Source organism: Bradyrhizobium sp. ma5 (assembly GCF_042258955.1).
In the GTDB taxonomy this organism is placed as follows: Bacteria; Pseudomonadota; Alphaproteobacteria; order Rhizobiales; family Xanthobacteraceae; genus Bradyrhizobium.
The window spans coordinates 5230144-5244095 of the sequence record NZ_CP170156.1; the positions used below are offsets into that span (position 1 = coordinate 5230144).

The following is a 13952-nucleotide window of genomic DNA, read 5'->3' on the forward strand; positions in this document are numbered from 1 at the left end:
TTCATCATGAGACATATCATCCTCGCGCTGGCGCTCCTCTGCCCGGCTGCCGCGCATGCTCAAGGCACCGCTCCAGCCACCACGCCACCCCCCGCCGCCGACAAGCCGGCGGCGGCCCCGCAGCCGATGGTCGGCGACAAGCCGCTGGTCCAGGTCGGGAAGAAATCGGCAGCCAAGAAGGGCGAGAAGGCTGCACCTGGCAAGCCGCAATCGGTCGCGCAGAAGCTCCAGGCCTGCCAGGACATCGACGACGCCACCAAGGAGCGGCTGATGTGCTACGACGAGATCTTCAAGCCGCAGCCCAAGCCGAAGGCCGCCCCTGCCAAGGGTGTTGCCGATTGTCGGTTCGTCAAGGAAGAGGACGAGCGGCTGACCTGCTACAACGGCTTCGCCGACAAGATTCCGCGCCTGCCGCGCTAACCGGTTCCGGCCACCCGGCCGCCTTCCCGCAACCGGTTACCCGTCTGATCTCGCGGACATGAAAATGCCGCCGCAAGTGTCTGCGGCGGCGTATCGCTTGCCGATTGCGGCGTGTCCTCGCCTACCAGGTGCCGAAGCCGCCGAAGAAGCCCATGCGCGGCTGCTGCTGCGCGACACGATAAGGCTGATACATGCCGGGCTGGGCCAGCCGCATCGGCTGCTGGGAATGGGTATGGCTGCGCGCAATCTTGTGCTTCTTCGGCGCCTGCACCGGCTGCTCGGCCGGCTTCGCCTCGGCCACCACGGTGCCCTTCTGTGCGTCAGCCTTCTCCGGCGGAATGAACTGGGCGAACGTGTTGCGGACGCGGGCCTGCGCCGATGCGTCGCTGGCAGCCGGCGGGGCCGCTGCGGCAACCGCGTTCACCTGCGACGGAACGAGGGTCGGCAGGTTGGTGTCGTACACCACCCGCTCCGGCAGTTTTTGGGTCGACTTGATGCGTACCATGGTCTTGCTGTCGACGCCGGGCGACGATAGGCCCTGGCTGGCGACCACGGCCTCCTGCGGTACAAAGGCATTGACGACGAAGAGCAGCGCAAGCAGCACGCCACCAACGAACAGGAAATAACGCGCCACAGGCATTTTGATAGCTCCCCCCGCGCTGCGGGCGCGGTTCAACTCGACGCGACGACACCAGCCATCGCGCAACGAATTCATCGTCTGCGCATGATCACCCGGACAGACGCCATCCTGCGCTTCCGGGTCGTTCTCTAACGGTCGGCTTATTAGTTAGTTCCTGCCTGGCCGTTACGGTTCACCCGGCAAGTCAATTCCCGGTCACTTTTTCGGGATGCAGGGACTAAGCCCGACTGGCCGTCACGACGGCGCATTTCGCCTTGTTTGCGTTAACGTTTACGAACCCGATCAGCATTCGCGGATAGGTCTTGCGGCTCTTCATAGCGATGGTGTCCGGGATCAGCCGCTTGCGTTCCGTCACGGGGCTGCCGTCGCTGCGGATGAAGGCGCAGGCGATCTGGATATCCTTTACCGCGAAATCATTGGCATTACGCAGCGTCAGGGTGACCAGCATCTTCGAACCCAGCCCGCCGCGCCGCCAGGATTGCGAAGCGATCCGCAGCCGGTCCAGCGGCGATCTTTCGGTTCCGGGCTCGGACGCTTTGGCCGCCTCGGCTGGCTGCGCGGCGGTGGCGATGCCGACCGTGGCCGGTTCACCTGCCGGTGCGGCCGGCGCATCCCTAGCGGCTTGATTTGTGATTTGGGCAGGCTGCGCACCGGTCGATGCATCCTGCGCGGAGCGGATGACGGCGGAAGACGCCGGCCTGACATCCTGCTCTCCGGCATCGCTCGGCTCAGGGAGCATGAACCAAGCCGCAGTCCCGGCAACCGCGATCGCCGACAGCAGCAGGCTGACGCAAAGGCCGCCCTCACCGAGACGTCCGGCGGTATGCCTTCGAAACGACGCCAAGCCGATCCGCATCGTCGTGCCCTCACCCTCGACGCCCGATCGAGCCGCCCAGCACAGAAGCCGCGGGCATCTCAGCATGCGGCATCCGGGACGGCCGCAGGTCGAGCGGCCACGCGAGACCAATCACCGACGGCCGGAATGGTTTCATTCCGGGACGACAATCTTGCGGCTGGCATCACGGAGGGATGGTATCCCAACGGGCCGCTCGCTAGATTTGCGCCGCCCGAGAGCGAGTGCCGCGCACGCAAGCGGCGCGAGAACAACGAGGAGACCGCAATGCCTGTCGTCACCTGGGACCATGTCCATCTGCGCAGCCCCGATCCCGAGGCAACCGCGACCTGGCTGCGCGACATTCTCGGCGGCGAGATCATCCGCGGCCCCGGTCGCATCGACGTCCAGCTCGGCGGCGCCAAGGTGTTCATCGCGGAGGTGACGCAAGGCGACGGCGTCAATGCCCCGCCGGTGACGCCGTATCAGGGGCTCGATCATTTCGGGCTGACCGTGAAGGACATCGACGCGGTTGCGGCCGAGATCAAGGCCAAGGGCGTCGAGTTCACCAAGGAGCCGACCACGATCCGCCCCGGCGTGCGGATCTGCTTCATCCGCGGCCCGCAAGGCATCTCGATCGAACTGCTCGAGCGCGACCAGAAATACGCGTGAGCGACGACCGCTCCGCTACGTCATGCTGCCGGGCATGAAGCAGCGGATCGTCACGCCCATGTAGCTCTTGATCGGCCAGACCATGGCGCGGCCGACCCGGTTGGGCTCGGTGACCACAGCCTCGTCGGGAACATCGACCCAGGCTCCGTCGAGACGCACGCGGTAGTGCCCGTCCTTCGATTCCCAATCGACGTCGCTGACCGCGCTGCCGTCGGCATCCGAGCAGCATGGCCCCTTGCCGCTGCGCAGACCGTCGAACCATTCCTTGAGCGGCGAATTGGCGTAGCGGCCATCGGGATCGCGCGCCCGCGCGATTTGCACGGCGGCCGCCAGCACCAGCATCATCAGTCCGAGAAACACCATCACACGGCCCGCACGACGGGCCCAAGTTCCATTGGCATTGCGAGGGCGCGCCAAACGGCCACCCGATTCAATCCAGTCTGACATGTGTTCGCTCCAGCACTCACCGGCCAGTGCAACCAGAGCTATGCATTTCGCGGGCCAGTTCGATTCGCGCGTACGGTCCGCTGTCATCGCGCCGTCACACCGCCTGGCAGGAACCGAGGGTTCACGGCCACTCCGGACCCCCCGGAATCAACCTGCCGCATTGCACGAGGTTGCTCGCTTTGGCATAAAAAACCAATCCGGATTGCTGCGGGCGCGGCAGCCGGTAAATGGGACATTATGAAGAACGGGCTGTACTCAATCCACGTCACCCTGCTGGACGGACGCGTCGGCAAGGGCAGCGGAGTGATTCTCTTCCGCGACGGGCAAATTCTCGGCGGCGATGCCTATCTGTATTACACCGGCAGCTACACGGTGAAGGGTGATGCGTTCAAGGGCGAGGTCCTCGTGCAACGCCACACCACGCCGCGCGAGACCGACAACCCGCTGTTCGGCGGGCCGGCGCCGGTCGGCATCGGCGTCTCCGGCACCTTCACCGACACCCGCGGCACCATGAGTGGAACCGCGCTGGTCGGCAAGGCGAGCCTGATCTTCGGCGCGACGCTGCACAAGCTCGCGGATATCAACTAGGGATCGAAACCATGGTCTGAGTCCCGTCATCCTGAGGAGCCGCAAAGCGGCGTCTCGAAGGATGCACGGCCCCGCTAGCGGCCGTCGATCCTTCGAGACGCGCGCAAGAGCGCGCTCCTCAGGATGACGGGTCGGAGAGGTAGGGGCGCAGTAGATGCCTCACGTCGCGCCGTGCGTCTCGACATAGAGTGCGTAGATCGAATGGCATGACGCCATGTACAAGCGGTTGTTCTTGGGTCCACCGAAGGTCAGGTTCTCGCAGCGCTCCGGCAGGCGGATGAAACCGAGCGGCTTGCCCTGCGGGCTGAACACCATGACGCCGTCGAGATCCTCAGGTTTGCCCTTGAGCTGATAGATCTTGCGGCCGCCCGTCTCGACAGGCTCCGATTGCAGCGCGCCGTTGCTGCCCAAGCCGCACCACAGATTGCCGTCGCGGTCGACGCGGAAGCCGTCGAGCGATCCTTGATCGGCGGCGTCGATCAGCTTGGTCTTGTTGCCGACGGTGCCATCGGCATTGACGTCGTAGCTCCAGATGCTGCGGTTCGGCGTGCCCTTCCACTCGACGACGTAGAGCTTCTTCTCGTCCGGCGAGAAGGCGAGCCCGTTGGGATTGACCAGATCGGTGATGACGGCGGTTAGCTTTCCGTCGGTGCCGATCCGGAAGACGTTGGTGTTGTCCTGCTCGCGCTTGGCCTTGAAGCCCTCCCATTCGCCGGCGATGCCGAACACCGGATCGGAGAACCAGATCGTGTCGTCGGATTTCACCACGATGTCGTTCGGCGAATTGAAGCGCTTGCCCTCGAAACTATCGGCCAGCACGGTGATCTTGCCGGTCTTCTCGGTGCGCGTGATCCGCCGTGTCACCGAGTGCTCGCAGGTGACGAGCCGCCCCTGGCGGTCGCGGGTGTTGCCGTTGGCGAAATTGGCGGGACTGCGGAAGACGCTGAGGCTGCCATCCTTCCCGCTGTACTTCATGATTCGGTTGTTGGGGATGTCGCTGAACAGCATAGCCGCCTTCGGGGAAATAGGCCGGCCCTTCCGCCCAACGCATGCCGGTCGCGACCTGCTCCAGCGTAGAGCTGTAGAGCCGGTACTTGGCAAAGGCCGGATCGAGGATCTCGACGGCCGGATCCGGGTAGCGCTGGTTCGGCTTGAACGGGAACGACTGCGCCATGACGCGGCTAGCCGCTGCGCTCGCGATGCCCGCGCCGATGCCGGCCATCAGATTGCGCCGTGAAATCATGTCGTCCTCCCTGCCCGTACCGCCCGTTGATCCCCGGGTCGGCTGAGCGAGCCGTAGGAGCGTTGTCGCGGACGGTCCAATGCCGCCGGGCATTGATCGATGCCGATCGAATATTGATGGCCTTCTCGCGCACTCGAAAATCCAACCATCACCCTGAGGAGGCCGCAACGCGGCCGTCTCGAAGGGTCGACGGCCACCAGCGGGCCGTTCACCCTTCGAGGCTCGCTCCGCTCGCGCCTTAGGATGGCGGGGTCAGAGCACGAGGCGGGGTCAGAGCACAAGACGGACAGGCAATCGCGCGCCCTACTCCGCGGCCTGCTCCAGCGGTGCGACGCGCGGCAGGATCATCTGGATGCGGGTGCCGTTGCCGGGCGCGGACTCGAGCGAGAGCCGGCCGCCGAGGCGGTTGGTGATGATGCTGTAGACGATGTGCAGCCCGAGCCCGGTGCCGCCCTGGTCGCGCCGCGTCGTGAAGAACGGATCGAAGGCGCGGCGGCGCACGTCGAGGCTCATGCCGCAGCCATTGTCGGCGAAGATCACCTCGACATTGTCGCCGCCGGAGGCGTGGACCTGGATCTCGACCTCGCCGGCCTTGCCGTCCGGGAACGCATGCGCGACCGCGTTGAGGAACAGATTGGTCAGCACCTGGCCATACGGTCCGGGATAGGAATTCATGATCAGGTTCGGCTCGCAATCGACGTTGAGCGTCAGATTGTGCTTGCGCAGACCGGGCCGCAGACTCATCACCACCTGCTCGGTGAGATCGCCGAGATCGAAGGTGCGCTGGTCCGAATAGTTGCGGTCGGCGGCGACCTGCTTGAACGACTGGATCAGCTCGGCGGCGCGGTTCAGATTGGCGACGAGCTGCGAGGAGGCATCCCGCGCCGTGTTCAGGAAGTCGTTGAGGCTCGAGCGTCGCAAGTCGCCGCGCTCGACCTGGGTCGCGAAGTTCGCGGTCTTGCGCTCCAGCGCGGAGGCCACCGTGAGGCTGATGCCGACGGGATTGTTGACCTCATGGGCGACGCCGGCCACGAGGCGGCCGAGCGCGGCGAGTTTCTCGGCCTCGATCAGCGAATTCTGGGTTTCGCGCAGATTGCGCAGCGCAGCCTCGGCGGAATCCCTCGCCTTGCGCATCTCCTGTTCGGACCGCTTGCGCTCGCCGATGTCGAGCGCGACCGTGACGATGTTCTCGATGTCGCCCTGCGCGTCGAGGATCGGCAGCTTGTTGACGAGCCATTGCCGCATGTTGCCGGCTGCGTCCTTGTACTCTTCTTCATAGAAGCCAAGCTCGCGGCGCGCCGACAGCACGCGCTTGTCGTTCTCGTCGGTCTTGGCCGCGCCATAGCGCGACATCAGCTCGGCAGTGGTCTGGCCGATCGCGTCCTGCGGCTCGATGCCGAAGATGCCCGCCATGTAGCGGTTCATCAGCACGTAGCGCAAATTGCGTTCCTTGACGTTGATGACGGCGGGCACCGTGTCGATGACCATCTGCAACAGCCGGCGGCCTTCGGCGATGGCATCCTCGGCGCGCTTCTGGTCGGTGATGTCGCGCACCGTGCCCTCGTAGCGGATCACCTCGCCCTCGTCGTTGCGCACGACGGTCGCGGAATCGGACAGCCACAGCGCGGTGCCGTCGCGCGAGCGCACCTGATACTCGTAGTCACGCACCGTGCCGTCGCGCTGCATCAGCTGCTGGTACTGCTCTCGCGCCGCAGCATCGACATAGACGGTGGAGGCGATGTCGCCGATGCCGTTGATCAGGTCCTGCGGCGTGGCATAGCCCATCATCCGCGCCAGCGCCGGATTGGCGTTGAGCAGCGCGCCGCCCGGCGTCGTGACGTAGATGCCGTCGACCGAAGCCTCGAACAGCTTGTGGTAGCTCTCCTCGGCGAGCCGCTGCTCGGCGAGCGCGCGCAGTGCGGCCTCGCGCGCGCTGTCGGCGTCGACCAGGGTCTGGCGGAACACTTCGGCGGCGCGCGCAATGTCGCCGATCTCGTTGTCGAGGTCGGCGCCCGGAATGAAGGCGCTCTTCTCGCCGCCCGCGACCTTGCGGATCGACCCGGCGATCCTGGCGAGCGGGCGAACGGTGCGGCGAACCACCAGCACCGAGGCGAACAGGCCGATCAGCACCCCTGCCGTGCCGAGCACGATGCTCTGCCATTTTGCTTCGGCCAGCGTGCGCGCAAAATCGCGCGACAGCACATGGCCGCGGCGAGAGCTGAGCTCGCGCAACAGCTCGGTGACCTTCTGGATCAGGCGGCCTTCGGCGCCGAGCACCTCGCGGTCGATGTCGGCGATCTGGCCCTCGCGCACCGAAATCGCGCTGATCGCCTCGGCATAATTGTCGACCGTGCTGCGCAGGGTGGGGTCGGCGATGGTCATCGCCCGCATGCTTTGCGCGGCCTGCTCGGCCGCCGACGTGTTGTGCGCCAGGAGCGCGGTGGCAATGCGGCTCTGGGCCTGCGACAGCGCTTTGGCCAGCGCCGCATCATTGCTGACGGCGACCGCCTTGTCGAAGGCGTCGCGCAGCGGCGGCAGCCCGGCGACGATCTCCGCGCGGCGGCTGAGCAACGCCGAGATGCGCTCGATCCCGCTGCGATAGGTTGCCAGCCGCTGGGTGACGCCGTCGATCATGTCCTGCTGCTCGGGCGCCAGCTCGATCCGGGTCTTCTTCAGGATCTCGCTCAGCGACTGGGCCGCCTCTGCGACCTGGGCCGACTGGTTGCCGGGCTCGGTGACGAAGTCCCGCGCCGCCAGCCGCAGCTCGTTGGTACGACGGTCGATGTCCTCGGCGATGTCGCCGACGCTTTGCAGCCGCTGCAGCTCGGCGAAAGTCGTATCGATGTGCCGGATCGCGATCACGCTGGCCGTGGACGTGATGATGATCACAGCCAGCACCAGCAGGAAGCTGCCGAACGTGAGCTGGCCAATGGAGAGGGAGAACGCACGCGGCGCTTGCGAATTCGGCGGCAATTCAGCGGTCATGTCATCAAGGCCGGGGTCCAATGCGCCCCAATATACGGGAATTTACGGGCTTTGGGGAAACATGCTGAAGCCCCGGACCGGCCGGCGGTGTGACCTGTATCACCCGGGACCGCCGGCGGCCGATTCCGGCAAAGATTAACGCGGCCTAGTCCGGCGGGATGCCGGCCTCCTTGACCACCCTGGCCCAGATCGCGACGTCGACCTTGATGATCTCAGCGAAGCGCTTGAGCGGCCCGCTCCTGGCGTCGCAGCCGGCCACGTCGAGCTTCTTGCGCACCTCGGCGGAGGCCAGCGCCGTTTCCAGCGCCGCGCTGATGCGTTCGACCACCGGCTGCGGGGTGCCTGCCGGCACCACGAAGCCGAACCACGGCGTCACCTGTGCCTCGGCAAAGCCCTGCTCGGCCATGGTAGGCACATCGGGGAAATACTTGGAGCGGCCGTCGCTGATCGACGCGATGATCCTGATGCTGCCGGATTGCACCTGGGCCAGCGCCTGGTTCGCCGACAGGAAGCTCGAGGTAATCAGGCCGCTCGCGATATCAGGCACCATCTGCGGATAGCCGCGGTAGCCGATCGCGGTGACGTCGATCCCGGCCAACCGCTTGAACAGCTCGAAGCCGAGATGGCCGGTCGAGCCCTTGCCGGGATGGCTGTAGTTCAGCGTGCCCGGCTTGGCCTTGGCGAGCGCGACATAGTCGGCAACGGACTTCACCGGCAACGACGTCGGCACGATGAAGAAGTTCGGGGCGAGACAGATCTGCCCGACCGGCTCGAAATCCTTGACCGGATCCCAGCGCAGCTGGGTGTTCAGCGCCGGGCTTGCGGTGAAGAACGTCGTCACCAGCAGCCACGTATAGCCGTCGGGCGCGGACCGCGCGACCTCCTCGGCCGCAATCGAGCCGTTGGCGCCGGACTTGGCCTCGACGACGATGGTGCCCTTCCACTGCTCCTGCATGTCCTGCGCGACAATGCGCGCGAACACGTCGGCGACGCTGCCGGGCGCATAGGGAATGACGATGCGGATCGGCCGGTTCGGGAAATCCTGCGCGCGTCCCGCGCCCGCCAGCGCCAGCAGCGCAAGGCAGGTACCGGCAATGAGGTTGATCCGCCGCAGCATCGTCCGGTTTCCCGCCTGTCATCTTGTTGCGGACAGGATGCAGGGATTGGCTGCCGCCAGCAAGGCGCCGGTTTCGGGAGACGAAACTTCAGGCCGTGGTGATCCTTCGCGCCGGAATCGTCATCGCGGCGATGACCTCAGGCAGCCGAGACCCTTCGCGAAGGAATTGTCATCGCGGCGACGCCGATCACGACGCAGGCGAGCCCGAGCCATGCCGCCGGGCTCAGTCGCTCGCCCAGAAAAACGACGCTGAGCGCCACCCCGATCGGCACCCGCAGATAGGCCTGCGCGGTGGTGCCGACCGAGCCCAGGGTCTGGATCAGGCGGAAGTAGATCGCGAAGGCGATCGCGGTCGAGAACACCGCAAGCGCCAGCAAGGCGGCGAGCGAGCTGGTCGATGGCGCCAGCGTCCAGGGCCGCTCGACAACGAGGCTGAGCGGAATCAGGATCGCGGCGCCCGCGATCAGCGAGCCCGCGGCCGGCGCCATCGGATCGAGCCCCTTGAAACCGCGGCTGAAGATCGCGGCGCAGGCGTAGCAGATCGTGGCCACGACGATCGCGACCTCGGCCACGATACCCTCCCCGAGATCGCGGAATGCATCGACGCCGACGATCAGGCAGATGCCGGCCATACCGGCAATCACCCCGAACAGCTTGCGCGGGCTCGCCGCCTCGTGGCGGGTGATCGCGACCGTGAACAGGAAGGTGAAGATCGGCGAGGCCGAATTGAGGATGGTGGCGAGCCCGGCGTCGACGAAGCGCTCGCCCCAGGCGATCAGCGTCCACGGGATCACGCTGTTGAGGCAGGCCTGGAAGATGAAGCGGCGCCAGGTCGCGCCGTCGGTCGGCATGGTCACGCCGCGCATCCGCATGATGACGAGCAGCAGGAGCCCCGCGATCGCAGTACGCGCCGCGATCAGCGTGATCGGCGGGATGGTCGCGACGCCGAGCTTGATGAAGGTGTAGGAGCCGCCCCAGAGGGTGGCGAGCACCAGCAGCAGCGCCAGCTCGAAGCCCATGTGGGGTTGGCGCGCGTCGCCAGTCGCGGGCCCGCTCACGATACGCTCCCTGCGAGCCAGCCGGCAGTCGCAGCAAACAGGCCTTCCCGCCCGTGTTCGAGATGCATCAAATGCGTTGCCCTCGGCACGACGACGTCGGCCTTCGTCGAGGCGCCCAGCGCATGTGTCAGCCAGGCCGCGTCGGCATCCTGGCAAAGGTTGTCCCATTCACCGCGCACGATCAGTGTCGGAGCCTGGACGCGGCGCGGATCGTAGGCGAGCTGCCCCGACATCGCGGCGATGATGTCCGCCTGCGGCCCGTTCGGAATCCGGACCGCTGGCGGGTTGCGTCCGGTCGCGCCGTCATCGCTTGCCAGATAGGCCGGCCCCCATTCAGCGAGGTCAGGCTCGATCAGCACCGGCGGATGCGACGGCGGGACGTCCTCGACAAATCGCTTCAATTGATCCGCGATGGTGACCTCGCGCCATGCGCCGATACTCTCGGGAAGCGGCAAGCCGCGCAGCTCACGTCGGACGATCGGTCCGAACAGCACGAGGCGGCCGACGGCTTCCGGGCGGTCGGCCGCAAAACGGCCGGCCGCCATCGTGCCCCATGAATGCGCGACGATGTGAACCGGCGCACCGGCGCGCGCCTTGCGGATGTGATCGACCACCGCGCTGACTTGAACGGCGGCTTCCGGTGCGCGGCCGAGCGGCGCGACCCCGCTCGCGGGCACCGACATTTGCCGCGGCCTGCTCGAGCCGCCGAAGCCGACGAAATCAAAACCCCAGACGTCGAAGCCGGCGGCATTGAGATCGTCCGCCCAAGACCGCCCGCCAAAGCGGTAGCCAACCGACAGCGACGACGGGAACGTCGCACCGTGAACGTAAAGCACGGGATCGCCTGCGCCTGGCCAGTGCCGCAGCAGCAGCAGCGTCTCGTCACTGCCGGGCAATGTCAGATGGATTTCGTCGGATATTGGCGTTTCGAAAGATGCTTGCACGTCGGCTCCTTTTGCGCGGGGCAATTGGCCCAGCGCGGTGACCTACGTGGTTATAGCGAGCTTCCGGTGGCGATACTTCGATAGAGGCCGAAGTGTAGAGAGGGCGACGGATGACCGACGGGACTACCCCATCGCACCGACGTCGAACACCTCACCGTCGTAGCCGGCTTCCTTGGGGATGCGGAGCTGGCGGCCGGTGGCGGTCTTGGTCATCACCGGCATCACGGCGACGATCGACTTGCCCTTGCTGTCGGCGAGCGCAGCAGCGACGTTCGGCTGCTTGCCGAGCCTGATCAGATTGCGCGTGGTCGGGAACGGCAGCTTGAAGCGGCCGGTTTCGCCGCCCTCCAGCGCCTCGCGCGTCGACACCCAGATCGAATCGGTCGATTCCTTGCCGTCATGGGCGCCGAGCTGCTCGGGCGGCGCTGCAGCCAGAAAGAACCAGGTGTCAAAGCGCTTCGGCATGCCTTCCGGCGTGATCCAGTGCGCATACGGCACGAGTTCGTCGAGCGCGAGCACCATGCCATTGTCCGTGAGCACCTTGAGGAAGCTGATCTTGCCTTCGTTCAACGCCGCACGATGCGCGGTCGCGATGTCGTTCGCACGCTTGGCGTCGACCAGATCCTTCGACCGCTGCGGCCGCGCCAGCAGGATTCCGCTCTCCTCGAAAGTTTCGCGGATCGCCGCGATCCGGAAACCGAGCGCGTCGCCGTCGAGCCCTTCCCCGCCGGAATAAAGCGCGGGATCGGCGGCGATCTCCTTGTCGTTCTTGTCGACGCTGCCGCCCGGAAACACCAGCGCACCCGAGTTGAACTCGATCTGGTGATGGCGAACCATCATGAAGACTTCGATTTCGGACGGCGTTCCGTCACGCAGCAGCAGCACGGTCGAAGCAAGGCGCGGGGCAACGATCTCGGTCATAATTATCCTGCTGCACTGGATTGCGGTTGGAGATTGGCGCGGCGGTCGACGCGCGCCACGCGGGAGAGCAGATAGTCGACCTCCGCCCTCGCCTGCGGCGTGATGACCGCACCGGGCTTGCGCTGGGCGCTGGAGGAGATGATGCCGCGCTTCTGCAGCACATATTTGCGCACGGTGAGGCCAACGCCGGGCTGCTGCTCGTAGCGGATCAGCGGCAGATGCGCGTCGAACAGATCATGCGCAGCATCGCGTTTTCCCGCCTTCGACAGATTGACGACGTCGATCAGGAGCTCGGGGAATGCATAGCCGGTCATCGCGCCGTCGGCACCGCGCTCCATCTCGAAATCGAGGAACAGGCCGCCATTGCCGACCAGGATCGACAGCGGCCGCAGCGAGCCGTCCTTCTGGAAGTTGCGCAAGGTGGAGATCTTCTCCAGGCCCGGCCAGTCCTCGTGCTTGAGCATCACGCAGGATGGCGAGTCCATCACGATCTTGCGGATCACGGCGGGCGTGAACACGACGGTGAGCGTCAACGGATAGTCCTGCAGCACCCAGGGAATATCGTCGCCGATCGCTTCCTGCGCCTGCTTGAAATAACCTGTGATCTGGTCGTCGGTGCGCAGATGCGGCGGCGGCGCGATCATGACGCCGGCAGCGCCCGCATCCATCGACTTCTTCGCCAGCGAGCGCATCGTGGCAAAGCCGGGCGCCGAGACACCGACGATCACCTGCAATTTCTTGGCGCGCTTGACGAAGCGCAGCGCGACTTGCTCCGCCTCCGCGGCATCGAGCTTCGGCGCCTCACCCAGGATGCCCAGCACCGTGACACCGTCACAGCCGACCTCGGTGTAGAAATCGGTCAGCCGGTCGATCGATGCCTCGTCGATGCGGCCGTCGTCGTGGAACGGGGTCGGCGCGATCGCGAAGGTTCCTGCGGCCTGGGCGGTGAGTTTGGTCATGGGTGCCTCGTCTGTTTCCGCCCTCTATACAGCGTCATTCCGGAATGCGCCATTGCGCGTCGCCGAAGCCCTATTCCCCGGCCGAAGCCGGAGGATTCCGGTCCGATGCCGCGCATCGCACCGGAATGGCACTCGTCTACTTGAACCGCCGCGCCGACTTCTTGATCTCCTCCTCGGAGAAGAAGATCTCGTTGGCATGCGTGACGATATCCTCGGCCTTCCATCCCGTGAACGGCGGCGTCCACCCTTCCATTTCCATCATCCGCATTTCGCGGACGCCGCGCGGACCGGAGACGCCGAGCACCTTGCCGGTCTGGTCGCCCGACAGGTCGCTCACCATGTACAGCACCGCCGGCGCAATGCCGTCTGGGCCGAGCGCCGCGCCCGGGTTCTCCTTGTAGCGCGGCAGGTCTGCGGTCATGCGGGTCAGCGCGCCCGGCGCCAGCGTCCAGATCCGGATGTTGTACTTGCGGCCCTCGATCGCCAGCACGTTGGAGAGGCCCCAGATGCCGCCCTTGGCCGCGCCGTAATTGGTCTGGCCGAAATTGCCGATCAGGCCCGAGGTCGAGGAGGTGTTGACGATGACGCCGCCGCCATTGTCGCGCATCCATTTGAACACCGGCTGGGTGCAGCAGAAGGTGCCCTTCAGATGCACCTTCATCACCCTGTCCCAGTTGGCTTCCTTGGCCTTGTGGAAGGTCTCGTCGAGCAGGATGCCGGCATTGTTGACCAGGATGTCGGCACGGCCGAAATGCTTGATGGCGTCGTCGAACACCGACTGGCCGCCGGCCAGGGTCGAGATGTCGGCACCGTTGGCGACCGCACGGCCGCCCTCGGCCTTGATCGCGTCGACCACCTTGTCGGCCATCGACTTGTCGGAGCCCGAGCCGTCGCGCGGACCGCCGAGATCGTTGACCACCACGGCTGCGCCCTCGCGCGCAAACAGCTTTGCGTAGGCCTCACCAAGTCCGCCGCCGGCGCCCGTGATCAGCGCCACCTTGCCGTCGAGTAATCCCATGGTCGTTTCTCCCTTTTTGTTGCCGTCATTCCGGGGCGCGCGCAGCGCGAACCCGGAATCTCGAGATTCCGGGTCTGGTCCTTCGGACCATCCCGGAATGACGGAGTA

General features: G+C 65.8%; 13 protein-coding genes and 1 pseudogene. 3 read left to right on the forward strand and 11 right to left on the reverse strand.

Features of this window, described 5'->3' with window-relative positions:
* Window positions 1-6: 6 nt before the first annotated feature.
* On the forward strand, window positions 7-420 hold the full coding sequence (locus ACE103_RS24435) for a hypothetical protein (protein WP_375775199.1): 414 nt from the start codon (window positions 7-9) through the stop codon (window positions 418-420).
* Window positions 421-541: 121 nt separating this feature from the next.
* On the opposite strand, the gene ACE103_RS24440 is transcribed toward ACE103_RS24435, so the two are convergent.
* Window positions 542-1060, reverse strand: a complete 519-nt coding sequence (locus ACE103_RS24440; protein WP_375775200.1) for a hypothetical protein — start codon at window positions 1058-1060, stop codon at window positions 542-544.
* Between the two features lie 217 nt (window positions 1061-1277).
* Window positions 1278-1916: a hypothetical protein gene (locus tag ACE103_RS24445; protein WP_375775201.1), complete on the reverse strand. Its 639-nt coding sequence runs from the start codon at window positions 1914-1916 to the stop codon at window positions 1278-1280.
* 264 nt (window positions 1917-2180) lie between these two features.
* Here ACE103_RS24445 and ACE103_RS24450 point away from each other — a divergent pair, with 264 nt between their 5' ends.
* Window positions 2181-2564, forward strand: coding sequence for a VOC family protein (locus ACE103_RS24450; RefSeq protein WP_173642388.1), 384 nt, complete (start codon window positions 2181-2183; stop codon window positions 2562-2564).
* Between the two features lie 15 nt (window positions 2565-2579).
* Here ACE103_RS24450 and ACE103_RS24455 read toward each other — a convergent pair whose 3' ends face one another.
* Entirely contained in the window at window positions 2580-3011 is a 432-nt protein-coding gene (locus ACE103_RS24455) for a hypothetical protein (RefSeq protein ID WP_374707963.1), read from the reverse strand.
* Window positions 3012-3248: 237 nt separating this feature from the next.
* On the opposite strand from ACE103_RS24455, the gene ACE103_RS24460 reads away from it, so the two are divergent.
* Complete coding sequence (locus tag ACE103_RS24460; RefSeq protein ID WP_092114933.1) at window positions 3249-3599, forward strand: GrlR family regulatory protein; 351 nt, start codon at window positions 3249-3251, stop codon at window positions 3597-3599.
* A gap of 159 nt (window positions 3600-3758) precedes the next feature.
* Here ACE103_RS24460 and ACE103_RS24465 read toward each other — a convergent pair.
* The 8 genes and pseudogenes from ACE103_RS24465 to ACE103_RS24500 all read right to left on the reverse strand — a co-directional run bounded on the left by ACE103_RS24465 (window position 3759) and on the right by ACE103_RS24500 (window position 13844).
* Window positions 3759-4821, reverse strand: a pseudogene (locus ACE103_RS24465) (SMP-30/gluconolactonase/LRE family protein).
* Window positions 4822-5145: 324 nt separating this feature from the next.
* Complete coding sequence (locus ACE103_RS24470; RefSeq protein ID WP_375775202.1) at window positions 5146-7827, reverse strand: PAS domain S-box protein; 2682 nt, start codon at window positions 7825-7827, stop codon at window positions 5146-5148.
* Window positions 7828-7972: 145 nt separating this feature from the next.
* On the reverse strand, window positions 7973-8944 hold the full coding sequence (locus tag ACE103_RS24475) for a Bug family tripartite tricarboxylate transporter substrate binding protein (RefSeq protein ID WP_375775203.1): 972 nt from the start codon (window positions 8942-8944) through the stop codon (window positions 7973-7975).
* Window positions 8945-9081: 137 nt separating this feature from the next.
* On the reverse strand, window positions 9082-9963 hold the full coding sequence (locus tag ACE103_RS24480; protein WP_375781174.1) for a DMT family transporter: 882 nt from the start codon (window positions 9961-9963) through the stop codon (window positions 9082-9084).
* A 35-nt stretch (window positions 9964-9998) separates the two neighbouring features.
* Window positions 9999-10946 carry an alpha/beta hydrolase gene (locus tag ACE103_RS24485; RefSeq protein ID WP_375775204.1) on the reverse strand — a complete coding sequence of 316 codons (948 nt, stop codon included), beginning with the start codon at window positions 10944-10946 and terminating at the stop codon, window positions 9999-10001.
* 123 nt (window positions 10947-11069) lie between these two features.
* The gene (locus ACE103_RS24490) at window positions 11070-11867 is read right to left on the reverse strand and encodes an NUDIX hydrolase (RefSeq protein ID WP_375775205.1); all 798 of its coding nucleotides are present in this window, start codon (window positions 11865-11867) and stop codon (window positions 11070-11072) included.
* A gap of 2 nt (window positions 11868-11869) precedes the next feature.
* Window positions 11870-12826, reverse strand: a complete 957-nt coding sequence (locus ACE103_RS24495) for a dihydrodipicolinate synthase family protein (protein WP_223967397.1) — start codon at window positions 12824-12826, stop codon at window positions 11870-11872.
* A 136-nt stretch (window positions 12827-12962) separates the two neighbouring features.
* Entirely contained in the window at window positions 12963-13844 is an 882-nt protein-coding gene (locus ACE103_RS24500) for an SDR family oxidoreductase (RefSeq protein ID WP_163153357.1), read from the reverse strand.
* Between the last annotated feature and the right edge of the window lie 108 nt (window positions 13845-13952).